This is a genomic window from Rhodoferax sp. (assembly GCF_028715765.1).
Taxonomy (GTDB): Bacteria; Pseudomonadota; Gammaproteobacteria; order Burkholderiales; family Burkholderiaceae_C; genus Rhodoferax.
In genome coordinates this window covers 1-23,888 of the sequence record NZ_JAQURE010000047.1, presented here as the reverse complement: position 1 = coordinate 23,888, position 23,888 = coordinate 1, and the positions used below count along the sequence as shown (strand labels likewise).

General features: G+C 60.2%; 20 protein-coding genes. 10 read left to right on the top strand and 10 right to left on the bottom strand.

Going from position 1 to position 23,888, the window contains the following annotated elements; genetic code table 11:
- Positions 1-236, top strand: a 236-nt coding sequence (locus tag PHT20_RS13840) for a response regulator (RefSeq protein WP_301020970.1), incomplete at its 5' end; no start/stop codon positions are given.
- Positions 237-377: 141 nt separating this feature from the next.
- On the opposite strand, the gene PHT20_RS13835 is transcribed toward PHT20_RS13840, so the two are convergent.
- Positions 378-1,850 carry a deoxyribodipyrimidine photo-lyase gene (locus PHT20_RS13835; RefSeq protein ID WP_301020969.1) on the bottom strand — a complete coding sequence of 491 codons (1,473 nt, stop codon included), beginning with the start codon at positions 1,848-1,850 and terminating at the stop codon, positions 378-380.
- Positions 1,851-1,865: 15 nt separating this feature from the next.
- Here PHT20_RS13835 and PHT20_RS13830 point away from each other — a divergent pair, with 15 nt between their 5' ends.
- From PHT20_RS13830 to PHT20_RS13810, 5 genes are read left to right on the top strand one after another with little or no spacing between them, the layout of a single operon-like run.
- Positions 1,866-2,465, top strand: coding sequence for a YqgE/AlgH family protein (locus PHT20_RS13830; RefSeq protein ID WP_301020968.1), 600 nt, complete (start codon positions 1,866-1,868; stop codon positions 2,463-2,465).
- Positions 2,462-2,920 (top strand): Holliday junction resolvase RuvX, encoded by a 459-nt coding sequence (ruvX, locus tag PHT20_RS13825; RefSeq protein ID WP_301020967.1) that lies wholly within the window; start codon positions 2,462-2,464, stop codon positions 2,918-2,920. The genes PHT20_RS13830 and ruvX overlap by 4 nt, the downstream gene beginning before the upstream one ends.
- Positions 2,917-3,447 carry a bifunctional pyr operon transcriptional regulator/uracil phosphoribosyltransferase PyrR gene (pyrR, locus tag PHT20_RS13820; RefSeq protein ID WP_301020966.1) on the top strand — a complete coding sequence of 177 codons (531 nt, stop codon included), beginning with the start codon at positions 2,917-2,919 and terminating at the stop codon, positions 3,445-3,447. The genes ruvX and pyrR overlap by 4 nt, the downstream gene beginning before the upstream one ends.
- 1 nt (position 3,448) lies before the next feature.
- Positions 3,449-4,411, top strand: a complete 963-nt coding sequence (locus PHT20_RS13815; protein ID WP_301020965.1) for an aspartate carbamoyltransferase catalytic subunit — start codon at positions 3,449-3,451, stop codon at positions 4,409-4,411.
- 20 nt (positions 4,412-4,431) lie between these two features.
- Positions 4,432-5,739, top strand: a complete 1,308-nt coding sequence (locus tag PHT20_RS13810) for a dihydroorotase (protein ID WP_301020964.1) — start codon at positions 4,432-4,434, stop codon at positions 5,737-5,739.
- Positions 5,740-5,775: 36 nt separating this feature from the next.
- On the opposite strand, the gene PHT20_RS13805 is transcribed toward PHT20_RS13810, so the two are convergent.
- A complete protein-coding gene (locus tag PHT20_RS13805) occupies positions 5,776-6,864 on the bottom strand; it encodes an ABC transporter ATP-binding protein (protein ID WP_301020963.1) in 1,089 nt (362 codons plus the stop codon).
- Positions 6,865-6,994: 130 nt separating this feature from the next.
- Between PHT20_RS13805 and PHT20_RS13800 the strand changes: the two genes are divergently transcribed.
- Positions 6,995-8,566: an iron ABC transporter permease gene (locus PHT20_RS13800; protein WP_301020971.1), complete on the top strand. Its 1,572-nt coding sequence runs from the start codon at positions 6,995-6,997 to the stop codon at positions 8,564-8,566.
- Positions 8,567-8,682: 116 nt separating this feature from the next.
- Positions 8,683-9,015, top strand: a complete 333-nt coding sequence (locus tag PHT20_RS13795) for a metalloregulator ArsR/SmtB family transcription factor (protein WP_301020962.1) — start codon at positions 8,683-8,685, stop codon at positions 9,013-9,015.
- A gap of 114 nt (positions 9,016-9,129) precedes the next feature.
- Here the strand turns inward: PHT20_RS13795 and PHT20_RS13790 are convergent, their stop codons facing one another.
- From PHT20_RS13790 to PHT20_RS13780, 3 genes are read right to left on the bottom strand one after another with little or no spacing between them, the layout of a single operon-like run.
- Positions 9,130-11,382, bottom strand: a complete 2,253-nt coding sequence (locus tag PHT20_RS13790) for a VWA domain-containing protein (protein WP_301020961.1) — start codon at positions 11,380-11,382, stop codon at positions 9,130-9,132.
- A gap of 2 nt (positions 11,383-11,384) precedes the next feature.
- Positions 11,385-12,194 carry a CbbQ/NirQ/NorQ/GpvN family protein gene (locus PHT20_RS13785; protein WP_301020960.1) on the bottom strand — a complete coding sequence of 270 codons (810 nt, stop codon included), beginning with the start codon at positions 12,192-12,194 and terminating at the stop codon, positions 11,385-11,387.
- A gap of 10 nt (positions 12,195-12,204) precedes the next feature.
- Positions 12,205-13,584: a ribulose-bisphosphate carboxylase gene (locus PHT20_RS13780; protein WP_301020959.1), complete on the bottom strand. Its 1,380-nt coding sequence runs from the start codon at positions 13,582-13,584 to the stop codon at positions 12,205-12,207.
- Between the two features lie 166 nt (positions 13,585-13,750).
- On the opposite strand from PHT20_RS13780, the gene PHT20_RS13775 reads away from it, so the two are divergent.
- A complete protein-coding gene (locus PHT20_RS13775) occupies positions 13,751-18,514 on the top strand; it encodes a hypothetical protein (protein ID WP_301020958.1) in 4,764 nt (1,587 codons plus the stop codon).
- A gap of 49 nt (positions 18,515-18,563) precedes the next feature.
- On the opposite strand, the gene PHT20_RS13770 is transcribed toward PHT20_RS13775, so the two are convergent.
- The 5 genes from PHT20_RS13770 to PHT20_RS13750 all read right to left on the bottom strand — a co-directional run bounded on the left by PHT20_RS13770 (position 18,564) and on the right by PHT20_RS13750 (position 23,269).
- Entirely contained in the window at positions 18,564-18,902 is a 339-nt protein-coding gene (locus PHT20_RS13770) for a type II toxin-antitoxin system HicB family antitoxin (protein WP_301020957.1), read from the bottom strand.
- Positions 18,899-19,153: a type II toxin-antitoxin system HicA family toxin gene (locus tag PHT20_RS13765; RefSeq protein ID WP_301020956.1), complete on the bottom strand. Its 255-nt coding sequence runs from the start codon at positions 19,151-19,153 to the stop codon at positions 18,899-18,901. The genes PHT20_RS13770 and PHT20_RS13765 overlap by 4 nt, the downstream gene beginning before the upstream one ends.
- Before the next feature lie 33 nt (positions 19,154-19,186).
- Positions 19,187-21,007 carry a DUF294 nucleotidyltransferase-like domain-containing protein gene (locus tag PHT20_RS13760; RefSeq protein ID WP_301020955.1) on the bottom strand — a complete coding sequence of 607 codons (1,821 nt, stop codon included), beginning with the start codon at positions 21,005-21,007 and terminating at the stop codon, positions 19,187-19,189.
- Between the two features lie 262 nt (positions 21,008-21,269).
- Positions 21,270-22,964, bottom strand: a complete 1,695-nt coding sequence (locus PHT20_RS13755) for a cation acetate symporter (protein WP_301020954.1) — start codon at positions 22,962-22,964, stop codon at positions 21,270-21,272.
- On the bottom strand, positions 22,961-23,269 hold the full coding sequence (locus PHT20_RS13750; RefSeq protein ID WP_300084493.1) for a DUF485 domain-containing protein: 309 nt from the start codon (positions 23,267-23,269) through the stop codon (positions 22,961-22,963). The genes PHT20_RS13755 and PHT20_RS13750 overlap by 4 nt, the downstream gene beginning before the upstream one ends.
- 303 nt (positions 23,270-23,572) lie before the next feature.
- On the opposite strand from PHT20_RS13750, the gene PHT20_RS13745 reads away from it, so the two are divergent.
- The gene (locus PHT20_RS13745) at positions 23,573-23,833 is read left to right on the top strand and encodes a DUF4212 domain-containing protein (protein WP_300084494.1); all 261 of its coding nucleotides are present in this window, start codon (positions 23,573-23,575) and stop codon (positions 23,831-23,833) included.
- The last annotated feature ends 55 nt before the right edge of the window (positions 23,834-23,888 follow it).

The following is a 23,888-nucleotide window of genomic DNA, read 5'->3' as shown; positions in this document are numbered from 1 at the left end:
TGACCGACATCGAAATGCCCCGCATGGACGGCTTTGACCTGGTGCGCAACATCCGTGGCGACGCCCACCTGAAAGACCTGCCCATCATCATGATCACCTCGCGCATTGCCGAAAAGCATCGCGAGTACGCACGTGAGCTCAAAGTAGACCACTACCTTGGCAAGCCCTACCCAGAAGACGAGCTGATTGGCTTGGTGCGGGGCTATTGCGAAGTTGAAAACTTGATGGCAAATTAGCCCCTCACGCTTGTAGGATAAGCGTGATATGCTATTTTTTAAATAGCATAAAATTAGGAAAAAAAGGTTCCGATTCCCCGCAATCAAAGGCATCCAAACCGCCAGCTCTCATCGTTGCCACAGCCGCGGTGGGGCTGCGCTTCAAGCCTTTTTCACCACGGCATAGCGTGCCAACGTTTGGGCGCGGGCCAGCTCGTGCTGCACCACCGGGTGCGGGTAGTTCTCCCCCAGGGTGATGCCCGCGGCTTGCAGTTCCCGCGGTTTGGCCAGCCACGGCGCGTGGATGGCTTTGTCTGACAGCCCCGCGAGTTGCGGCAGATAGCGGCGGATGAATTTGCCTTGCGGGTCAAATTTTTCGCTTTGGCTGATGGGGTTGAAGATGCGAAAGTAGGGCTGTGCATCGCAGCCGCTCGACGCCACCCACTGCCAACCGCCGTTGTTGGCAGACAAATCAAAGTCGTTGAGCTTTTCTGCAAAATAGCGCTCGCCCCAGCGCCAGTCCAGCCCCAAATCTTTCACCAAAAAGCTGCCCGCCACCATGCGCAGCCGGTTGTGCATGTAGCCGGTTTGGTTGATCTGCGCCATGGCCGCATCCACCAGCGGGTAACCGGTCTGGCCGCTGCACCAGGCCGCAAACAGGGTTTGCGCGGTGCTGCCGCTCTCCCATGTGATGGCATCGTATTCAGGCTTGAACGCGCGGTGTGCCACGTGGGGAAAGTTGGCCAAAATGGCAAAATAAAAGTCGCGCCAGACCAGCTCACTGAGCCACACCGTGGCGCCAGCGCTGCCCGCCGCTTGGCGCTGTAAGGCCAAGCGCACCAGTTGGCGGATCGACACCGTGCCAAAGCGCAGATGCACCCCCAGGTAGCTCGGCCCCTTGATGGCGGGGAAGTCGCGCGTGGCATGGTAGTTGTCCATGCGCTCAAAAAACGCCTCAAGCAGTGCTTGGCCACCTGACGCACCGGTGGGGATTTTCAGGCTTGACAGATTGGTGCGATCAAAGCCCAGCGCGCTTAAAGTGGGCACCGATGGCTGGTCGGTGCTGGGGCGCTCGGCCAGGCGATGCGCCCAGGGGGTGGGGTCATGGGCTTGCAGGTCTGCGGCGGTCACGCGGGCGAGCCAGTTGTTTTTATACGGTGTGAACACGCCATAGGGTGTGCCAGATTGGGTCAACACCTCGCGGCCTTCAAAAATCACCTGGTCTTTGCACAACACCAGCGCGCAGTGGGCCTGTGCCAGTGTCTGCTGCACTTGCGCGTCGCGGGCGACGGCTAGTGGTTCGTAGTCGCGCGCGGCAAACACGGCTTGCGCCTGCAAGGCCGCGGCCAGGGCTGGGATGTCTTGCACCGCTCTGCCATGGCGAACCATCAGCCCGGCACCCGCCTTGCCACTGAGCTGGCGCAAAGCTGCATCGAGCTCTGCCACCGATTCGCGGATGAACTCCACGCGCCGGTCGGCGCGCGGCAGCGGCGCCAAAATGTCTTGGTCAAAGACAAAAACACAGTGCACCTGGGCACATTGCTGCAGTGCCAATTGCAAGGCGGCGTGGTCTTGCACGCGCAAGTCGCGGCGAAACCAGACCAAGCCAGTGGGGTAGAGAGGTAGGGTGTTCATCGTTAAAATTCCATCATGTCTGAAGCGCCTGCCACCCCCAACCTGACGAATCATTTTTTGATCGCCATGCCGGGGCTGCAAGACCCTATTTTTGGACTCAGTGTGGTCTATGTGTGTGAGCATAGCCCACGCGGGGCGCTGGGGCTGGTGATCAATAAACCCTGCGAGATTGACCTCAAAGCCTTGTTTGACAAGGTCGACCTGCCCCTGACGCGGCCAGACTTGCAAACCGCCCCGGTGTTTTACGGCGGCCCGGTGCAAACCGAGCGCGGTTTTGTGCTGCACGAGGCCACGTTTGCTGAAGCCGATAAACCTGAACACCCGGTGTACTCCAGCACCATGAGCATTCCCGGTGGGCTGGAAATGACCACCTCGCGTGATGTGCTGGAAGCCATTGCCAGCGGCAGTGGGCCGCGCCAGGTGTTGATTTCGCTGGGTTACTCGGCCTGGAGCGAAGGCCAGCTGGAAGCTGAATTGGGCGACAACAGTTGGCTCACGGTGGCCGCCGATGCCCGGGTGATTTTTGACACGCCGGTGGCCGAGCGCTACACCCAAGCCCTGAAATTGCTCGGACTTGAGCCTTGGATGCTGTCACCGCAAGCGGGGCACGCATGAGCGCGCTGCCCGCCCACACTGCTGCGCCACTGACCAGCGCCTGCCTGGATGCGCACCCGGTGGTGGCAGCGCATTTGCAAACTTTTTTGGCGCTCGACTTTGGCCTCAAGCGCACCGGCTTTGCAGTGGGCAACCGCTTGCTGCGCACGGCGCAACCGCAAGGCACGATCAGCGCCGAGGGCGATGCCCGCTTTGTCAAGGTGGCGCGGCAGCTCAAAACCTGGCAGCCTGATGCGCTGGTGGTGGGTGTGCCCTTTCACCCTGACGGTGCCGCCCATGACAACACCCTGCGCGCGCGGCGTTTTGCCCGCCAGTTGCATGGGCGTTTCAAGTTGCCGGTGTTTGAGGTAGATGAGCGCTACACCACCACCGAAGCCCACAGCCTGGGCGCGCGCGATGCCGATGCAGCTGCGGCTTGCATCATTTTGGAACAATTTTTAAGGAGTCTGCCATGAGTTCATTGGCTCAGCCCGGCACAGCTGCGGGCGCGTTGGTGTTGGATGCCGAGGCACTGTATGCCGATTTGCTGCACAGTCTGCGTCCACTCATCACCCCCCACACTCACTTGCTCGGCGTGGCCTCGGGCGGCGTCTGGCTGGCCGAGCGACTGCATGCGGATTTGGCGTTGTCGCAGCCGTTTGGCGTGATCTCATCGGCCATGCACCGTGACGACTATGCTCGCCGTGGCATGACTGCCAGCACCCAGGCCACCCGCATTGACTTTGATGTCAACGGTGCCCAGGTGCTGCTGCTTGACGACGTGCTGTTCACCGGGCGCACCATTCGCGCCGTGCTCAACGAGCTGTTTGACTTTGGCCGCCCGGCCAGCGTCAAACTGGCGGTGCTGGTCGACCGCGGTGGGCGTGAGCTGCCCCTGACTGCGGACGTGTGCGCGGCTCGCATCACCTTGCCCGCCAGCCAGTCGCTGGCCTTGGCGCGCAGTGCGAACGGCCAATTCAGTTTCAATGTGAAAGACATTTAACATGCTCTACAAGCGCAACCCCCAACTCAATAAAAACGGCGAGCTAATCCATTTGCTCAGCACCGAGGGTCTGCCCAAAAGCATCTTGACCCAGGTGCTTGACACGGCGGCCAACTTTGTCTCGGTCGGCAACCGCGAGGTCAAAAAAGTGCCACTGCTGCGTGGCAAAAGCGTGTTCAACCTGTTTTTTGAGAATTCCACCCGCACCCGCACCACGTTCGAGATTGCCGCCAAGCGCCTGAGTGCCGATGTGATCAACCTTGACATTGCCAAGTCATCCACCGCCAAGGGCGAGTCGCTGCTTGACACCATTGCCAACCTCAGCGCCATGGCGGCCGATTTGTTTGTGGTGCGCCACAGCGAATCTGGCGCGCCCTACCTGATTGCCCAGCATGTGGCGCCGCATGTGCACGTGGTCAACGCCGGCGATGGCCGCCACGCCCACCCGACGCAGGGGCTGCTCGACATGTACACCATTCGCCACTACAAGGGCGACTTTGCCAACCTCACGGTAGCCATTGTGGGCGACGTGCTGCACTCGCGCGTGGCGCGCTCCGACATTCATGCCTTGACCACGCTCGGCTGTGCCGAGGTGCGCGTGGTGGGACCCAAAACCCTGGTGCCGTCTGACATGGCGCAGATGGGCGTGCGGGTCTGCCACACGCTTGAAGAGGGTATCAAAGGCGCTGATGTGGTGATCATGTTGCGGCTGCAAAACGAGCGCATGAGCGGCGCGCTGCTGCCCTCAAGCCAAGAGTTTTTCAAGAGCTTTGGCTTGACCCCAGCCAAGCTGCAACTGGCCAAACCTGACGCCATCGTGATGCATCCGGGGCCGATCAACCGGGGCGTTGAGATTGACTCGGCGGTGGTCGATGGTGGCCAGAGTGTGATCTTGCCGCAAGTCACCTTTGGCATTGCCGTGCGCATGGCGGTGATGAGCATCGTGGCCGGCAACGAGGCCTGAATTCCATAGAGAGCGTCAAGATGAACAAACAAACACGTGTGTTGATTCAGGGCGGCCGGGTCATCGACCCCGCCAGTTCTTATGATAAAAAAGCTGATCTAGCCCTTGTCAATGGTGTGGTGGCAGCTATTGGAAACATAGCATCAGACTTTCAACCAGATCAGGTGGTGCAGGCTGAGGGCTGCCTGGTGCTGCCCGGCTTGGTGGACCTGGCCGTGCGCCTGCGCGAGCCCGGCAACGAGCATGCCCGCATGCTGGAGTCTGAAATGGCGGCCGCCATGGCCGGTGGCGTGACCAGCCTGGTCTGCCAGCCCGACACCGACCCAGTGCTGGACGAGCCTGGCCTGGTGGAAATGCTGCGTTTTCGTGCTGAAAAACTGGCACAAGCCCGCGTCTACCCGCTGGGTGCGCTGACCCGTGGCCTGAAAGGCGACAACCTGACCGAAATGGCCATGTTGACTGACGTGGGTTGCGTGGCGTTCAGCCAAGCTGAGAGCGCCGTGACCAACACCCAAGTGCTGCAGCGCGCCCTGCAATACGCCAGCACCTTTGGTTTTGCCGTTTGGCTGCGTCCGCAAGACCATGACCTGGGGCAAGGCGTGGCCGCCAGCGGCCCGTTGGCCACCCGCATGGGCTTGAGCGGCGTGCCGGTGATGGCTGAGACCATTGCCATGCACACCATTTTTGAGCTGATGCGCGCCACCGGCGCACGTGTGCACTTGTGCCGCATCAGCAGTGCCGCCGGGGTGGCGCTGGTGCGCCAGGCCAAAGCCGATGGCTTGGCCGTGAGCTGCGATGTCAGCATCAACTCCTTGCACCTGACCGATGTCGACCTGGGTTACTTTGACAGCCGGGCGCGTCTGAACCCACCCCTGCGCCAGCAGCGCGACCGCGACGCCCTGCGTGCCGGTTTGGCCGACGGCACCATTGACGCGCTGGTGTCAGACCACACGCCGGTGGCCGAAGATGCCAAAGCCCTGCCGTTTGCCGAGAGCGAACCCGGTGCCACCGGGCTGGAGCTGCTGCTGAACCTGGCCTACAAATGGCACCTGGACAGCGGCGTGGACTTGGCGCGCGCCATCTCGGTGGTCACCGATGCACCCGCCCGGGTGCTGGGCAGTGCCATGGGCGCACGCCAAGGCAAAACTGGTCGCTTGCAAGTGGGCGGTTTAGGGGATGTGTGCGTGTTTGACCCGCAAGCCGCCTGGACGGTGCAAAGCAGCACCCTGGTCAGCCAAGGCAAACACACGCCGTTTTCAGGCTACGAACTGCCTGGGCGCGTGCGCACCACGTTGGTCGGCGGCCGGGTGGCTTACCAGGCGGCTTGAAAATTAATGCACTAAATTAGCCTCTAGCGCTTATATTTAAAGCGTAGGCAGCTCTTTATTTGATAGCTTTGAAAAAGTGACCACATGGTCGACCTGGGCGCGGATGCCGATCCATTCGCCGAGCGCGTGGTCGTGGTGGCTGGGCACCAGCGCCATGACCGTCTCACCAGTGGCTAAGCGCAGGGTGTACAAAAATTCTGCGCCCCGAAACGCCTTGCGCAAAATTTGCGCCTTGGCCACCGCACTGTCGTCGTGCACGATGTCATCGGCGCGCAGCAACACGTCGCACAGGCCGTTGGGGTAGGCACTCGGTAGCGGGCAGTCGGTCACGTTGTCCAACGGCCCCAAAGGCGTTTGCACCACCACTTGGCCAGCCACCTCTTGAATCACCGCAGGGGCAAACACCCCGTGGCCAATGAATTCGGCCACAAAGCGGGTGGCCGGGCGGTGGTACAAGGTGTAGGCGTTGTCCCACTGGTGCAGTGCGCCCTGGTGCATCACACCAATGGTGTCGCCTACCGCAAACGCCTCCAGTTGGTCGTGGGTCACAAACAAGGCCGTGGTCTGAGCCGCTTTCAAAATGCCCCGCACCTCGTGCGCCAGGCGCTCGCGCAAGTCCACATCCAAGTTGGAAAACGGCTCGTCCAGCAGCAACAGCCGGGGTTTGGGTGCCAGCGCGCGTGCCAATGCCACCCGCTGCTGCTGCCCGCCTGAGAGCTCATGCGCATAGCGCGCCTCATGCCCAGGCAACCCCACCAGCGTCAGCACCTCGTCCACACGGGCACGGCGCTCGGCTGGCGGCAGGTGTTCAATGCCAAAGGCCACGTTGCGGCCAATGCTCAGGTGCGGAAACAGCGCATAGTCTTGAAACACCATGCCCACTTGGCGGTCTTGCGGTGGCAGTGACAGCCCGGCTTGGCTGACCACCTTGCCACCCAGGGCGATGCTGCCAGCTGTGGCCGACTCCAACCCTGCCACGGCGCGCAACAAGGTGGTTTTGCCACAGCCTGAGGGGCCAATCAGCACGCCAATGTCGCCGGTGCGCAGCCCCAATGAAATGTCGCGCACCACTGGCGTGGGGGTGTTGGCGTAGCGCACGCTGAGGTGTTGAAGGTCAAGAAACATAGCTGAATATTCTAGATGCATACAATTCGCATTTGCATTGCCTACAGGAGTCATGGTGTTTCAGGTACGTTGGTCTGATCTGCGCAGGCGGTTGCGTCAAGCGTTGTTGCTGGGGTTGACCGGGCTGTTCATGCTGCCGGTGTTGGCGGTGTTGGGGTCGTGGTTGGCGTTGGGCAGTGACAACGGCCAAGCCTGGCAAATTTTGCACGACATGCTGCACACCGTGCTGCCAGACTACCTGGGCACCACGCTGCTGCTGAGTGCGCTGGTGGGGGTGGGCGTGGTGGGGGTGGGGCTGGCCTGCGCGGCGGCCGTCACGTTGTTTGACTTTGCTGGGCGTCGTTTTTTTGAATGGGCGCTGTTGCTGCCGCTGGCCATGCCAGCGTATGTGGTGGCCTATGCCTACACCGATTTTTTGCAGTTCAGCGGCCCACTGCAGAGCTGGGTCAGAGACCTCAGTGGCTTGCAAGGGCGGGTGTTTCCAGAGGTGCGCAATGTGGCTGGTGCCGCCTGGGTGTTTGTGTTTTCGCTCTACCCGTATGTGTATTTGCTGGCGCGCACCGCCTTGAGCGAACATGCTGCGCACTTGATGGAAGTCGCCCGGCTGCTGGGCGCACCGATGCGCCGGCGCATCATGCAAGTGGCCTTGCCCATGGCGCGCCCGGCGGTGGCGGCAGGCGCGGCGCTGGCGCTGATGGAAACGCTGGCAGACTTTGGTGTGTCAAGCTACTTTGGCATTCAAACCTTTACCGCCGGCATATACAAAGCCTGGCTGTCCATGGACAACCGTGTGGCGGCCGCCCAGCTGTCAACCGTGCTGCTGGCGTTTGTGGTGCTGCTGCTTTATTTAGAGCGCCGTTCACGCCAAAAATCACGCTACGCAGTCACCCGTGGCGCCCGCGCAGGCAGCATGGACGGGCGTGCCCAGGGCTTGCGCGGGGGGCACCAAGTGTTGGCCTGGCTGGTGTGTGGCGTGCCGGTGTTGGCTGGGTTTGTACTGCCGGTGCTGTTCATGCTGCGCCCGTTGCTGGCCGATTGGTCAGCGGTGGATGTGGCCGCGTTTGGTGGCTGGGCGTTCAACAGCCTGCGCCTGGGTCTGATCACGGCGTTGCTGGCGCTGTTGCTGGCCTGGGTGCTGGCCTTTAGCTTGCGCACCCGGCCAGATGCAGCCACACGCTGGGCGGTGCAACTGGCCTCGCTGGGCTATGCCGTGCCGGGTGCGGTGATCGTGGTGGGCTTGTTGCTGCCGGGGGGGTGGTTGCAGGCCAGCTGGCCAAATTTGGGCATGGGGTACCTGATGAAAACCACGATGCTGGGGCTGGTGTGGGCGTACCTGGTGCGCTTTTGTGCGGTGGCGCTGCAGTCGGTGCAAAGCGGTTATGCCCGCATTCCCAGCAGTTTTGACGACTCGGCACGCCTGCTGGGCAGCAGCGACTGGCGGGTACTGCGCCGGGTGCATGCCCCGCTGCTCACGCGCTCCAGCGCTGCGGCCTTGCTGCTGGTGTTTGTGGATGTGATGAAAGAGCTGCCCGCCACGCTGGTGTTGCGCCCGTTTGACAGCGACACCCTGGCCGTGGTGGCTTACCAGTTGGCGCGTGACGAACGCCTGGGTGAAGCCGCTTTGCCCGCGCTGGCGCTGGTACTGGTCGGGTTAATCCCAGTGCTGATGCTCAGCAGAACACTGCGCGCGCGTGAACACTGAACGTAAAATTACACCCTTAAGTCACTTCAGGCGTTATTTCGCAGCCTGCGTCAGGCCTTCTTTGAACAACATGGGGGGTCAGCGGCCAAGGTGACAGCAACCTCAGGACTGCTTTTATGCCGCTCAACGCCCTTTCACCCGAAACTTACAAAAAACCCAAGTCAGACCAAACCTACGAGTCTGCCGCCGATTTGTTTCGGGTCATGTCGGCCCCGTTGCGGCTGAAGATCATCAACTGCTTGTGCGATGGTGAAAAAAATGTGAGCTACCTGCTGTCGCAAGTCAACACCACCCAGCCCAACATGTCGCAGCACCTCAGCACCCTGTACCAGGCGGGCATTTTGGCCAAGCGCCGCGAAGGCGTGCAAATTTTTTACCGCATTGCAGACCCGCGCATTGTGTCGATTTGCTCGTCAGTCTGTGTGGAAATTGAGCGCAAAAACAACTGATGCAGGTGGTGCTGAGGTTTGTATAACAAATTGGCCTCTAGCCCTTTATTTATAAGCGCTAGCAGCTATTTTATTTGTAGTAATTTAGCGCTCAAAGCGCTGTCGACTTGAGGCTTAGCGCGTCAACGCCATGAACAGCTTGGGCAGTTGCTCGGGCAGGCGTTCAATGCGGTCGATCACCGCGTAGCGGGCCCCAAAAATATCGCGCACATAGCCATCGGCCTGAGCGTCCAGGTTGATGCAGTAGGTAAAGATGCCTTGTTGCGCCAACTCGCGCACCGCCACTTTGGCGTCTTTGATCAAGTGCTGCGGGTCGGCCACGTCGATGTCGGCCGGTTGCCCGTCGGTCAGCACCAGCAGCAGTTTTTTGTCGGCAGTTTGTCGGCTCAGGCGCTCGCCCGCGTGGCGCAATGCGGCACCCATGCGGGTGCTGTAGGCCGCTTGCATGGCCGCCAGCCGGGCTTTGACGGTGTCGTCCCAGCGCTCTGAAAAGCCTTTGATATGCAGGTAACGCACTTCGTGGCGGGTGTTGGAGTGAAAGCCGCCCACCGCCAGCGGGTCGCCCAGTTGCTCCACTGCCCAGGCCAGCAAGGCCACCGCCTCCTGGCTGAGTTGCAGCACGGTTTGCTGGCTGTCGGGAGCTTTTTCGTTGAGCGAGGCCGACAAGTCCAGCAGCAGGCTCACGGCAATCGAGCGGCCGTGGCTGGTGTGGCTCATGTTGATGCGCACATCCGGCTGGCTGCCGCTTTTGAAGTCAATCAGCGAGCGCAGCGCCACGTCCAGATCAAGCTCGCTGCCTTCTTCTTGAAAGCGCAGGCGGGTTTTGTCTTGGGGTTTGAGTGCGTCAAGCAGGCGTTTGAGGCGCTTGCACAAGGCACTGTGTTTGGCCAGCAGGGCGTCCACCTCGCTGGCCTGGCCGCTCGGGTGCAGGCTCTCATACAGGCTGACCCAGTCGGGGCGGTAGGTTTGGCTGCTGTCGTCCCACTCTGGGTAGTGGCGCGGGGGCAGGGCTTGGGGCGCTTGCTCGGGCGGCGGGCCGTGGGGGGTGTCCGGGCTGTCTTCGTCGTCGGCGCGCTCATGAAAACGCCACAGGTGACGGTTGTCGTTGCGGTAGTCGACCACGGTGTCGTCAAACCAGGTGTCGGGCAGTTGGTCGCTTTGCAGGCGGGTTTTGCCCAGGTAGCTCAAGGCCAGGCTGGCCATCTCGCTGGTGCTGGCCGTGCCTTGGCTCAACGCGGCTTGAAAGCGAGCTAGCCAGGGGTGCAAGTGCTCTTGCTGAAAGCGCACCGGTGGGGCAAACAGCGCGCGTGACAGCACCGCCAGCCGGTGCCGCAGGCAGGAATGCGTGGCCGGGTTGCACGCGCCCTCCCGCGGGTCAGGGTGCAGCGCCAGCAAGATGCGGCGCAAGCCGGGGAATTCGCGCATGGCCAGGGTGTCAACCCGGGCGTCTTCAAAGGTTTCAATCGCCAGTCGCTGCGCCGGGCTGAAGTTGTCGGCAAAGATGGCCGTGCTCCAGCGCCGGTGTGCGGCCATGTGTGCCAGTGCGGCACGGTAGCGGTCGATGCCTTGGATGCCGGCACGAGCGTCATACACATCAGGCAGGCGCATGCCATAGGCATCAAAGTAAGGCATGGCCGCCAGCGGCTGGTCGGGGCCGGTGGGATAGGGCACCAGCACGTCGCTGTCTTGCCACAGGGCACGCAAATACAGATCAAGCGCGCGGGTCTGGTCTACCAGCAGCGTGCCGTGGCGCTCGCGCTGGAGCACGGCGCGGCTGTCGGCACTGGCCAGGCTGAAATACTCGCGCTGTTGCTCGGGGTGGTGGCTGTAGTTGCGAATGCCGTAGTCCACCCATTGGCTCAAGCCGTGCAGGCTGAGCTGTGCCAGCAGTTGTGGTGATTTCTCAAAAAACACCGCCAGGCTGGGGCTGGGGTAGCTGGGGTGTATGCCGTGGATGGAGGCGCTGGTGCGCGTCATGAGCTGCAGGCTCAAGTCCAGGTACTGTTGCAGTTGCACCAGTGTGGGCAAGCGCCTTGAGACCGCGGCCAGCGCTTGCAGCAGCGGCGCAATGGCTTTGCTGTTGGGCGATTTGTTGAGGCGTTTGATGCAGGTTATCAGCACATCCAGCGCGTCTTCGCCCAGGGTTTGAGCGACCTGCGGCCACTCTTGCAAAAAAATCAGCAGCGGCTCGGGGCCACGCCCCATCTTGCCTAAAAAACGCGCTTGCGCCAGGTAGTTGTCGATGCCCTCGGGGCTGAGCAAACTGCAGGCCTGCGCCATGCAGTCGGCAAACACATCGACCACTTGAGGGAAGCCGCTGTCGAGCTGGCTGCGCCAAGCTTGCAGTTGCTCAGGGCTGGCGCTCACGGTCAGGCACCAAAAACGGCTTCAATGGCGTGGTCAAGGGTGGCGCGAATGTCGGCGTCGTCGGTGATTGGGCGCACCAGCGCCATGCGGCAGGCGTCTTGCGGGTCAACCTCGGCCTTGATCAGGGTGGCCGCATACACCAGCAGCCGGGTCGAGATGCCTTCGTCAAGCCCATGGCCTTTGAGCGCGCGCGCCGCCGTGGCCACTTTGACCAGGCGCACCGCGTCGGCCAGGTTGACACCGGTCTCGGTGGCCAAAATGCTGGCTTCCAGCTCGGGCGAGGGGTAGTCAAAGTCAAAGCCTACAAAGCGTTGCTTGGTGCTTTGTTTCAGGTCTTTCATCAGGCTTTGGTAGCCTGGGTTGTAGGAGATGACGAGTTGAAAGTCGGGGTGCGCCTGGATCAGCTCGCCTTTTTTGTCCAGCGGCAGCTGGCGGCGGTGGTCGGTCAGCGGGTGGATGACCACCGTGGTGTCTTGCCGGGCCTCGACAATTTCGTCAAGGTAGCAAATGGCACCCATGCGCGCTGCGGTGGTCAAGGGGCCGTCCAGCCAGCGGGTGCCGGTGGCGTCGAGCAGGTAGCGCCCCACCAGGTCGGAGGCGGTCATGTCTTCATTGCAGGCCACGGTGATCAAAGGTCGCCCCAGCTTGAAGGCCATGAACTCCACAAACCTTGACTTGCCGCAGCCGGTGGGGCCTTTCACCATGACCGGCAGTTTGGCCTGGTAAGCGGCTTCAAACAGCGCCACTTCGTTGCCTTGCGGCTGGTAAAAAGGCGCTTGGGTGATGCGGTAGGGGGTGCTGGGCTCGCTCATGGTGGCTGGCTTATTTATGCACGCCGAGTTTTTCGCGCCAGCCTGGGAAGATCAGGTCGGCATCTTTGGGGAACGACTCAAAGGCGCGGGCAAATTCTTTGTGCTCCTTGGCCCATTCAATCGGGTCGGCACCAGCTTTCCAGCATTCATAAGACTGGCGCAGAGAAATGGCACCAGCAGCAGGGCTGTCAATGTGGCCATAAGCGCCGCCGCCGGCGGTGTTGATCACATTGCCGTGACCCAGGTTTTTGAAGAAGCCAGGCAAGCGCAGTGCGTTCATGCCGCCTGAGATGATGGGGGTGGTGGGTTTCAAACCGTACCATTTTTGGAAATAAACCGGGCCTTGGCACTCTTCGCGCTCGATCATGTAGGCAATGACCTTGTCGTCGCCTTCGCCTTCCATCTTGCCGTAGCCCATGGTGCCGACGTGGATGCCGGAAGCCCCTTGCAGACGTGCCATTTTGGCCAGCACAAAAGCGGTGTAGCCGCGTTTGGCGCTGGGGCTGGTGATCATGCCGTGGCCAGCGCGGTGGTAGTGCAGGTATTGGTTGGGGTACTGACGGCGAGCGGTGGTGATCATGCCGGGGCCGCCAACAAAGCCGTCCACCAAAAACGCCAGCTTGTCAGCGTCAGCGCCAAAAGTTTCAAGCGCAAAGTCAGCACGGGCACACATCTCGTAGTGGTCATCGGCGGTGATGTTCATTGAGAACAGCTTGGCCTGGCCGGTTTCGTCTTGGGCACGCTTGAGCGAGTCGTACACCAGCGGCAGGGTTTTCTTGATCGGGGCAAACACCTGGTTGCCTTGGGGTTCGTCATTTTTGATGAAGTCGCCACCCAGCCAGAACTGGTAGGCGGCTTGCGCAAAAGGCTCGGGGCGCAGACCCAGCTTGGGTTTGATGATGGTGCCGGCAATGTAGCCGCCATCCACCACCGGGCGACCCAAAATGCGCCACAGGTCAGAGATGTCTTTGGCTGGGCCGTCAAACATTTGCACCACGCGTGGCGGCATGAAAAAGTCAATCATCTTGGCGTGCTTGATGTCGCCCATGCCTTGGTTGTTGCCAATGGTCAGGGTCAAAAACGACACCAGCATGAAGCGGCCGTCAATCACATTGCGGTCAAACAGCTCCAGCGGGAAGGCAATGCGCATGTCTTCCGTGGCTTCGTCAATGTGGTAGACCAGCGCGTCCACCCCGCGGGTGAAGTCGTCGGTGGTGGAGACTTCCACGTTGGTGCCGGTAGACGATTCAGCAGCAAAGTGCGCCGCGGCTTCCAGGTAGCCCAGACCGGTTTTTGGCGCCATTTTGTAGGCCACCAAAATGTGGTTGCCACCGGCAATCAGGTCTTCTTCTTTCAGGCTAAGGTCTGCGTAACGATTGGATTGATCCATGGTGTGTCTCCAGTTGTAAGTGATGAGAAGCGATGGGTTGAACTATAGGCAGGCTTATTCATCATGAAAATTCAAATAAATTGATTTTTAAATCAGATTTTGCTGATGATTTAGAAGTGCCTTGCAGCCACATCATGCGCCCTGTGCCAGCCACTAAACTGAGTAGATGCAAGGACAACTATTTACCCAAGACTTTTTAACCCGTGGCGTGCTGGAGGCACCGCCCTGGCAGGCTCTCTCGGCCGCTGAAGACGCTGCTTTTGAGAGTGCTCTACGCAATATCTACGAGGGCTTGAGTGCGGTTTCAACCATCAACGAGGCGCAGACTGAAGCCTTGGTGATTAACAAGGTGCTCGCTGCCCTGGGCTGGGGTGACGACTTTTTGCCGCAAGTCAACCTCTCTGGCAAGCGCCGCGACGACGTGCCCGACTGCCTGCTGTTTGCCACCAGTGCGCACAAAGCCGCTGCCTTGGCTGAACTCAAAGACGACCGGCGCTACCGCCACGGTCTGGCCATTCTGGAGGCCAAACGCTGGTTGCGCCCGCTCGACCGGGGTGATGCCACCGAGGTCACCGACCCCGACGCCCCTTCAAGCCAAATGCTGCGTTACCTCAGCCGTGCCGACGTGGTGTCTGACCGCGCGGTGAAATGGGGCATGTTGACCAATGGCGCGGTCTGGCGCTTGTATTGGCAAGACGCACGCAGCCGCTCGGAAGAATTTTTTGAGATCGACGTAGCCGCTGCACTGGGTCTGGCTGGCATTCAGCGTGACCTTGACGACTGGCCGCCCAGCCATGCACTGCGCCTGTTTTACCTGTTGTTCAGCCGCGAAGCATTTTTGCCCCAAGCGTGGCTGGCAGAGCGTGGGGAAAGCACCGGGCGCACCTTCCACGCCTATGCCCTGAACGAGGCCCGGCTGTACGAAGAACGCGTCTCGCAAGACCTGGGCGCGCGCGTGTTTGCCGATGTGTTTCCGCAGCTGGCTGACGCCCTGGCGCGCGGCGACTTGCACGCTTGCACCTATGAGGTGGGGTTTGGCCAGTTCAAACGCCCGCGCTTCACACCAGCTTATCTGGACGAAGTGCGTGAAGCCGCGCTGGTGCTGCTGTACCGGCTGCTGTTTTTGTTTTACGCCGAAGACCGCCAGCTGCTGCCCATCAGGGACGAGCGCTATGGCGCTTACAGCGTGCGCCGCATCCGGCAAGAGGTGCGAGACAAGGTTGATGCGGGCGGCACGTTTTCCAGCACCATGCCCAAAATTTGGCTTGCGTTGCGCGGTGTTTTTGAGCTGATCGACCTGGGTGATGACGACATCGGCATGCCTGCCTACAACGGCGGTTTGTTCAACCGGGCGCGCGCCCCGCTGCTTGAACGCACCCGCATTGCAGACAAGGTGTTGGCGCCCATCATCGACGCCCTGTCCCGCCGCACTGAGGATGTGCTGCACGGCTGGATCAACTACCGCGACCTGGCCGTGGCGCACTTGGGCGGCATTTATGAGCGCCTGCTGGAGTACAGCCTGGTGCACCATGTGCAAGCCAAAGACGACTACAAAGACAAAGCCGAGATCAACCGTGTCGTGGCGCTGCCCGCCAGCTTTGCCCGCAAAGCCTCGGGCGGCTACTACACCCATGACGACCTGGTGCGCCTGAACCTGCGCGAGTCGGTGGGCGTGCTGGCGCTTGAACGACTGACCACCTTTGAGCTGCACCTGGCCAAGTGGCGCAAAAAAACGGCACTCAACCCGGGCGACTGGGACCGCCTGGATGCGCTTGACCCGGCCAGCCAGATGCTTGAACTCAAGGTGTGCGACCCAGCCATGGGCAGTGGGCATTTTCTGGTGGCGCTGGTGGATTTTTTGGCCGACCTGACTCTGGAGGCCATCGCCACCGCCACCCTCCACGTCAACGCCCAGCCCTGGGCGGCGCACCTGGCAGAAGCCGCGCGCCCCTGGCAAAGTCCAGTGCTGCAGCGCATAGCCAGCATTCGCCAAAGCATCAAAACCACTGCCAATGCACGCGGCTGGGCAGTCACAGACGCGCAGCTGGACGACCGCCACATCGTGCGGCGCATGATCCTGAAAAAATCCATCTTCGGCGTGGACAAAAACCCCATGGCCGTGGAGCTGGCCAAAACCGCGCTGTGGCTGCACACCTTCACCGTGGGCGCGCCCTTGAGCTTTCTGGACCATCACCTGCGCACCGGCGACAGCCTGCACGGCGAGCAGCTGCCCACCGTGCAGCGCGACCTGCAAGCGCTGGGCGCGCTGCTGCTGCAAACCGAGTTCAACCGCCTCAGCCTGGCTGCCAAGGCCATTGCCCAGGTGGCAGACCTGACCGATGTGGACATGGCAGAAGCACAACTCTCCAAACAATTGGCCGCCGAGGCCGCAGAGCAAGTGGCTCCCATCCACGCCGTGCTGGACTTCTGGCGCGCCATGCGCTGGATCATTGCGGGCTGGCCGGTCGACAAAATCAGCAAGCTGCCCAAGCTGCTTAAATTGTCGCCTGCGCTGTCATCTGCGCCAGCGCACCAGCCCTCACCCCCACCCTCTCCCAAAGGGCGAGGGAGCAAAACCCAGGCTGTTGACCACCCACCAAGCCAAGCGGTCTTGCACCCGCTGCCAGCCCAAACAAGCCAGCGTTCAAGTCAAGTAGCGGTCTTGCCCCCTCTCCCCCTGGGAGAGGGCGGGGGTGAGGGCGAAGCAGCTTGGCTGCTGGCCGGGCTGGTCAAGCTGCTGGAGCCTGGCCACAACCTGGTGCAGGTGCTGGGCGCCGGCCGACTTGACGGCGCAGACGCCGCCACCCAAGCCGCCAACGCGCTGATGGCTCGCGCCCGCGCCATTGCCGCCCGCGAAACCTTTTTCCACTGGTGGACCAGCTTTCCCACGGTGTTTGGTGCTGGCGCACAAGGTGGCTTTGATGCCGTGGTGGGCAACCCGCCGTGGGATCGCATCAAGCTGCAGCAAGTGGAGTGGTTTGCCGAGCGCAACCCGGCCATTGCCGCCCAGCCGCGCGCCGCAGACCGCAAAAAAATGATTGCCGCGCTGCAGGGGGTGAGCATGACGCAAACCGGCATCCACACCCCGCCTGTGGTCGACCTGTGGGCGCAATACCAAGAGGCCTGCGAGCGCGCCGAGGCCAACGCCCGCGTGCTGGGCAACGGCAAGCTCGGCAGTGCCGACTACCCGCTGCTCGGCGGTGGCGATGTCAACCTCTACAGCCTGTTTGTCGAACGTGCTCAAGCCCTCATCAACCCGCACGGCATCGTGGCGCTGATCGTGCCCAGCGGCATTGCCGCAGACAAAGGTGCCTCGGCCTTTTTCAGGTCCATCAGCAGCACCGGGCGCCTGCACGCGCTGTTTGACTTTGAGAACCGCAAAGTGTTTTTCCCCGATGTCCATGCCAGCTTCAAGTTTTGCGCACTGGTTTTTGGCAAAGCCCCGCGTTACAAGCCAAATATGCCTCTAGCGCTTACAGAACAAGCGCAAGCAGCTATCAATAATGAAGCGCTGGCATCCGCTGAGGGCGAGCTGCAAGAATTTAAGCCAAATGAGGCTCTAGCGCCCGTGGATAAAGCGCAGGCAGCTACAAATACAGAAGTGGCTGAGGCTGATGCAACCACCACGCCTGAGCCCTTGCCCAGCCGCTGTGCGTTTTACCTGCACAGCCTGGCCGAGCTTGACGAGCCCGGGCGTGCGCTGACGCTGAGCGCGCAAGACTTTGTGCGCGTCAACCCCAACACCGGAGCCGCACCCATTTTCAGAACCCAGCGCGATGCCGACATCACCCTCAAGCTTTACGCCCAGCACCCAGTGCTGGTCAGGCACGGCGCATGCAGTGAGTCGCTGGGCCAGCAGCCCGATGAGTGCGTGTGGCCGGTGAAATACACCACCATGTTCCACATGACCAACGACTCGCACCTGTTTTTGAAAGCGGACGAGTTGGCCGCGCAGGGCTGGACGCGCAGCGCGCTGAACCGCTGGGAAAAACCGGATGCCAGCAACCGCTCTGACACCCAGGCAGTCAAAGGCACTGGCAAAGGTCAACGTCAAACCCCGCCACCTGCGCTGGCCGTGCCGCTGTACGAGGGCAAGATGGTGCAAATGTTTGACCACCGCGCCGCAGACGTGGTGGTGAACGTGGCCAACTTGAAGCGTGCGGCGCAGCAGGAAGCAATATCGCAAGTTGAAAAAGCCAGCCCTGACCGTTACCCGGTGCCGCAATACTGGGTGACTGCGACTGAGGCCGCCACAGGCGACGATTTGGGCTATTGCCTTGGTTTTAAAGATGTGACTGCTTCGACCAATGCGCGAACCATGATTGCCGCTATGGTTCCTAAAGCGGGCTATGGCAACACATTGCCAGTTTTGTTACCAATCAACGTTGGCGATCCAGCCAGTTACTGCCGCACAGCGGCTCTTTTGCTAGCCAATTTTTGCAGCATGGCTTACGACTTTGTGGCGCGCCAAAAAGTACAGGCGCAGCACGTCAACTGGTTCGCGGTTGAGCAGCTCCCGGTCATCACCCCAGAGCGCTTTGACGACCCGCTGCCCGCGGCTTTTGCCCGTGCCATGCGCGCCGCCAAGCTCATGCCCAGCCGCCCCTTGCACCCCAGTGTGGCGGACTTTGTGCTGTCCCAAGTGCTGGCGCTGACCTATACCGCGCATGACATGGCGCCGTTTGCCCGCGACCTGGGCTATGTGGATGCCCACGGGCAAGTGTTGCCGCCATTGACCTGGAACGAGGATGACCGCCGTGCCCGTTTGGCGGCACTTGATGCGCTGTTTTTCTGGCTCTACGGGCTGGATGCCGATGACGCGGCCTACATGTTGGGCACTTTCCCAATCGTGCGCGAGCAAGACCTGCAAGCCTATGGCCGCTTTCGCACGCAAGAAGATGTGCTGGCCGCGCTGGCGCTGCTTACCTGATGGGCTGAAGTGTGCCGTGCCAAGCGCCGTGCCCCGTTTGGCTACATCCTTACCTCCCTTGTGCTGCCACTTGCAGCGCCTTGGATGCCCATTGGTTCAGGCTCACGCCGCTGGCTTGTGCCGCAGTCAACGCGGCGCTGTGCACTTCGGGTGGTACGCGCAGCATCAGCTTGCCGCTGGCGGGTTTTTGGGGCGATTGCCCCAGTTTTTCGCAGGCTTGCACGTAGTCGTTCACCGATTCATGAAACGCGTTTTGTAGTCCTTCAACCGTGCTGGCATGAAACCCCACAATGTCGCGAATGCCAGCCAACCGACCCACAAAAATTTGGTCAGCATCGTCGTACTCGATCCGGGCGGTGTAGCCCTTGAAGGTCATTGCGTTCATCATGGCTTGACTCCTATGTGGTTCAAAAATTCACGTGTTTGCTGCACCCGATACCTGAGCGCTTCTTTGCCAGGGTGCGGTCTATGGAAAAAAACTTTTTCGCCATCTTTCTCAAAAGTGACCGAAGACCCGCTGCCCTCAATCACTTGGCATCCCAAGCCAACCAGCAAGCTCTCAATGCGTGACCACTCCAAATTGCCATTCAGTGGGTGTGAAAAAATGGCCATCAGTGTTTTTTTATGCTTGCTGTTCATGATTGCAAATAGTACTCGAAATTCCAAGGCTGTTCAGTTCTCCAGCCGGTAATGCACCCGGATGAATTGCTTGAACTGGCGGATGATGGTCAGGGCGTCGGTCAGTTGGTCGCGGTCCAGTTTGCCCAGGCTGCTGAGTTCCACCAGGTTGCTGATGGGTTGCCCCAGGCTGAGCTGGCGCAAGTTGTTGCGCAGTTTCAGCGCCATCAGCATGCGCAGGGTTTCGGTCAGGTCGCGCACCAGATCTAAGGGCAACACCTGTAATTGAGCCAGCGCCTGCAAACGCTCGGCGGTGCCCAGTGGCTCCAGCCGGTATTGCAAGGCCAGTGCCCGCGTGCCGTGCACGATGGGGAAAGTGCCTATTTTTTTCAGGTCAAAGGTCTCGGGCTCGCGGTTGCCCAGCACCGCCAGGCGGCTCCACCAGCTGCTGCTGGGCTCGGCAAATTGGTCAATGGCGCTGGCCATGCGCGCCAGGTAGGTGTCGCTGCCCACGGCCATTTTCAGGGCGTGGCTGCGGGCGTTGGCCAGCAGGGCAGCATCTCCCGCCACGGCACGGGCGTCCATGAAAATGGCCAGGTTCATCTTGCCTTCAGGCTCGCTGCCATACAGCCACTGGCCAATGGTTTGCCGGAACGCGGTCAGCGGCTGACACCACAGCGGGTTGGTCACCATGATGTGGCCAGGGCAGGGTGGGTAGCCAAAACTGAGCAGTGCGGCGCTGAATTGCGCGGTGATGCGGTTCAGGTCGGGGCAGTCAAAGCCGTCGCGCAGCAGCAAGGCGTTGTCTTGGTCGGTTTTCAAAATTTGCTCACTGCGGCCTTCGCTGCCCATCACCAGCAGGCAACTGGCTTGCAGCAGATCAGGCGGTGCCAGCAGTGCCCACAGGCGGGCAAAAATCTGGCTGTTGAGCTCGCTGACCAGCTTGGAAATGATCTCGATGCGCATGCCCCCGCGCTGCAGCATTTTCAGGCTGTCGTCCACCTGCAGGGCGGCGCTTTGCAGCTCGCTGATGCTGTGCGCCTGCTCCACTTGCAGGGTGATCAGGTGCGAGTGGTTGGACATGAAGCTCATCAAGTCCAGCTGGCTGAGCACACCCAAAATGGTGTCGCCATCTTTCACCAACACGCGGTGGATGCGGTGGCGCAACATCACCAGCAGGGCTTCAAACAGCTCGGCTTCAGGCGGCAAAGAAATCAGGTCAAAACGGGCTACATCCCTTACTGGTAGTGCACTAGGTGCTCTGTTTTTTAGCAAGGCTTCGCGCAGGTCGGTGGTGGTGAACATGCCGATGCGCAACGTGCCGTGAGCCTCGTCGCGTACCAGTGCATGGCTGGCTTTTTGCGCTGACATCACCTGGCACACGCTCACGATGTCTTGTTGGCCATCGACATAAATGGGTTTTTGCAGGTAGGCGTCTTTGACCTTGACCAGCATCAGCGACATCATTTCGCGGTTGTGGTCGCGCTCTTGGTCTTCGGCCAGGTGGCCGGCCACACTGGCAAACACTTTGGCACCCAAGCGCGGGTTGCTGGCCAGCGCTTGCATTGCGGTGGCTTTGGGCAGCAGCCACAGTTGCACCGCGTCCAGCGCTTGGGCGCTGGCGTGGTTCAGCCCGGTCAGCAGCGCACGCCAGTGAAAGCACTCCCCGGCGGTCAGCACATGCACATGGCCATCTTCTTCCAGTTGCACATGCCCGCTGCGGACAATGAGCAAGTGCTCAGGCGCGCTGCCCGGCTGCAGCAGCATGCTGCCGGGGGCTGCGGGTTGCAGCTGCAGGGCGTCGCGCCACTGGCTTTGCTCGGTGGCGCTTAACTCGTTGAATGGTGAGGTTTCAAATGGAAAAGGGTCGGTCACAACGGGCTTTCAGAACACAAAAAAAAGACTGCCAACGCAAGCTGGCAGTCTATGAGGATGTGGCGAGAAATAACTTCCCCAATTTGCCGCGGCGGATTTGGGCGTGCTGCGTCGTTGCAAGTCGCTTGTTTGGCTCGCCAAACGGCGCGCCTTGCGCCTAGCTGCACATCCCAACTCCTGGCGGCAAACCGGGGTGTTATTCCTTGCCACATCCTAAGATACAGCACCTGGCACATCAGGTGCCAGGCTGAGTGAGGTCAGATCAGTGGCCGCCGCTGGTTTCGGCACCAATGCCGGTTTCAGAGCGCACTTGTTGCGCCGGGTAGCCAGCACGGTCAATGGCAGCACGTGGGCCGCGGTCAAGCAGCGACACCAGCCAAATGGTCAGGAACGCGGCAGGAATCGAGAAGATAGCGGCTGAGTTGTAGGGGAACCAGGCCGAACCTGCGGGGTTATGCATCACGGCTTCCCAGACGCTGGCTGAACCAATGGTCAAGACTACCGCCATGGTCAGGCCGACAAAACCGCCAGTCACTGCACCCTTGGTGGTGCAGTCTTTCCACAGCACGCTCATGAACAGCACCGGGAAGTTGGCCGAAGCGGCAATCACAAAGGCCAGCATCACCATGTAGGCGACGTTTTCTTTCTCAAACGCAATGCCCAGCACCACGGCAATGACGCCCAGGCACACGGTGGTGATTTTGGAAACGCGCAATTCTTGCGCTTGGTCGACACGGCCATGACGCCACACAGAGGCATACAAGTCATGCGACACGGCTGAAGCGCCAGACAGTGTCAAGCCGGCCACCACTGCCAAAATCGTCGCAAAAGCCACAGCAGAGATGAAGCCCATGAACACGTTGCCGCCCACTGCTTTGGACAAGTGCACCGCAGCCATGTTGCCGCCGCCAGTCAAGCCTTTGCTGATGTCGCCATCCACAAAATAGTCCATCGGGTTGGGGATCAGGTTGGTGATGGCGCCAAAGCCGATGATGAAGGTCAAGATGTAGAAGTAGCCGATCCAGGTGGTGGCCCAGCCCACAGATTTACGGGCTTCTTTGGCGCTAGGCACGGTAAAGAAGCGCATCAAGATGTGCGGCAAACCAGCGGTACCAAACATCAGCGCCATACCGACCGAGATGGCCGAGATGGGGTCTTTGATGAGCGCGCCCGGAGCCATGATGGCTTCTTTCTTGCTGTGCACTTCAATGGCTTTCTCGAACATCATTTCGAGCGAAAAACCAAATTGCATCAGCACCGAGACCGCCATGAAGGTGGCACCCGCAAGCAACATGCAAGCCTTGATGATCTGCACCCAGGTGGTGGCTGTCATGCCGCCAAACAGCACGTACATCATCATGATGGAACCCACCAAAATTTCAGCGTAAAGGTAGTCCAGACCAAACAGCAGTTTGATCAACTGGCCAGCACCGACCATTTGGGCAATCATGTAGAAAGCCACCACCACCAGTGAGCCACTGGCTGCAAACACGCGGATGGGGGTTTGGGCAAAGCGGTAACCAGCCACGTCGGCAAAGGTGAACTTGCCCAGGTTGCGCAGCCGCTCGGCCATCAGGAAGGTGATGATGGGCCAGCCCACCAGCCAGCCAATCGAGAAGATCAAGCCGTCAAAGCCATTGGCAAATACCAGGCCTGAAATACCCAAGAAAGAAGCTGCAGACATGTAGTCGCCAGCAATGGCCAAGCCATTTTGGAAACCGGTGATGCCGCCACCAGCGGTGTAGAAGTCAGAGGCGCTTTTGGTCTTGGCTGCGGCCCATTTGGTAATGAACAGCGTGAAGATCACAAACGCGCCAAACATGACGATGGCCGTCCAGTTGGTGGCTTGTTTGGTGGCTTGGCCGAGGTCAGCACCTGCAGCAAGAGCAGCACCTGCGGTCAAAGTGAGCAAAGCGAGAAGCGCCGTTTGGCGCTGAATATTATTTTTGAATTTCATTTGAGGGCTGCCTTGGTGATTTCAGCAGTCAGGTCGTCGAATTCGCTGTTGGCGCGACGGACGTAAATGTTGGTGATGATGATGGTGAACAGCAAGACGCCAATGCCAATGGGCATGCCCAAGGTGATGACGCCGGCGCCCATTTTGGTGGCCAGCAGTTCTTTGTTGTAAGCCACCAGCAGGATGAAGCCGTAATAGGCCACCATCATGAGGGCGGTCAGCGTCCAGCCAAACGTCGATCGTTTGGACTTGAGCTCCTGGTATTTCGGGTTGCTTGTCACCCGTTGGATCAAATCATTTTGCATGCAGCATGTCTCCGGTAAGTTGTGGAGGGTGCACGGTACGTGGAAGTACTTACCACGCTCTTACCTCAGACTTACCCAGGACTTACCCTGAGAGCAAGCGGTGGGGGTGTTGACTTGCGCGGGTGAGGTCAAAGTTTTCAGTCAGTGTTTACCCTAGCTTTGAAGGTTTGGCTCAGATTTATCAGAAAACTGTAAGCGAGCCCCGCAATAGTCCACCTCGCATCAAAGCAGGCACCGCTGAGTGCGTCAAAGAAGTTGCTGAAAATTTGGCAATTTTGTGTTTATTTCAATCTAGGAGACTTCATGAAGCATGACTACGACAGTTCTGCCTACTGGAAGGAAACCATCAAACTTTTGAGGAATGTGCTGATCCTCTGGTTTTTGGTGTCTTTCGGGGCAGGTATTTTGTTTGTTGACTTTTTCAACCAATTCCACCTCGGTGGTTACCCGATGGGTTTCTGGTTTGCACACCAGGGTTCCATGTACATCTTTGTGGCGCAGATTTTTTACTACGCCTGGCGCATGAACAACCTGGACATCAAGTTTGATGTTCATGAAGACTGAGGACTAAAACATGGATCTTCAAACCACAATCTACCTTATGGTGGGCTTGAGCTTT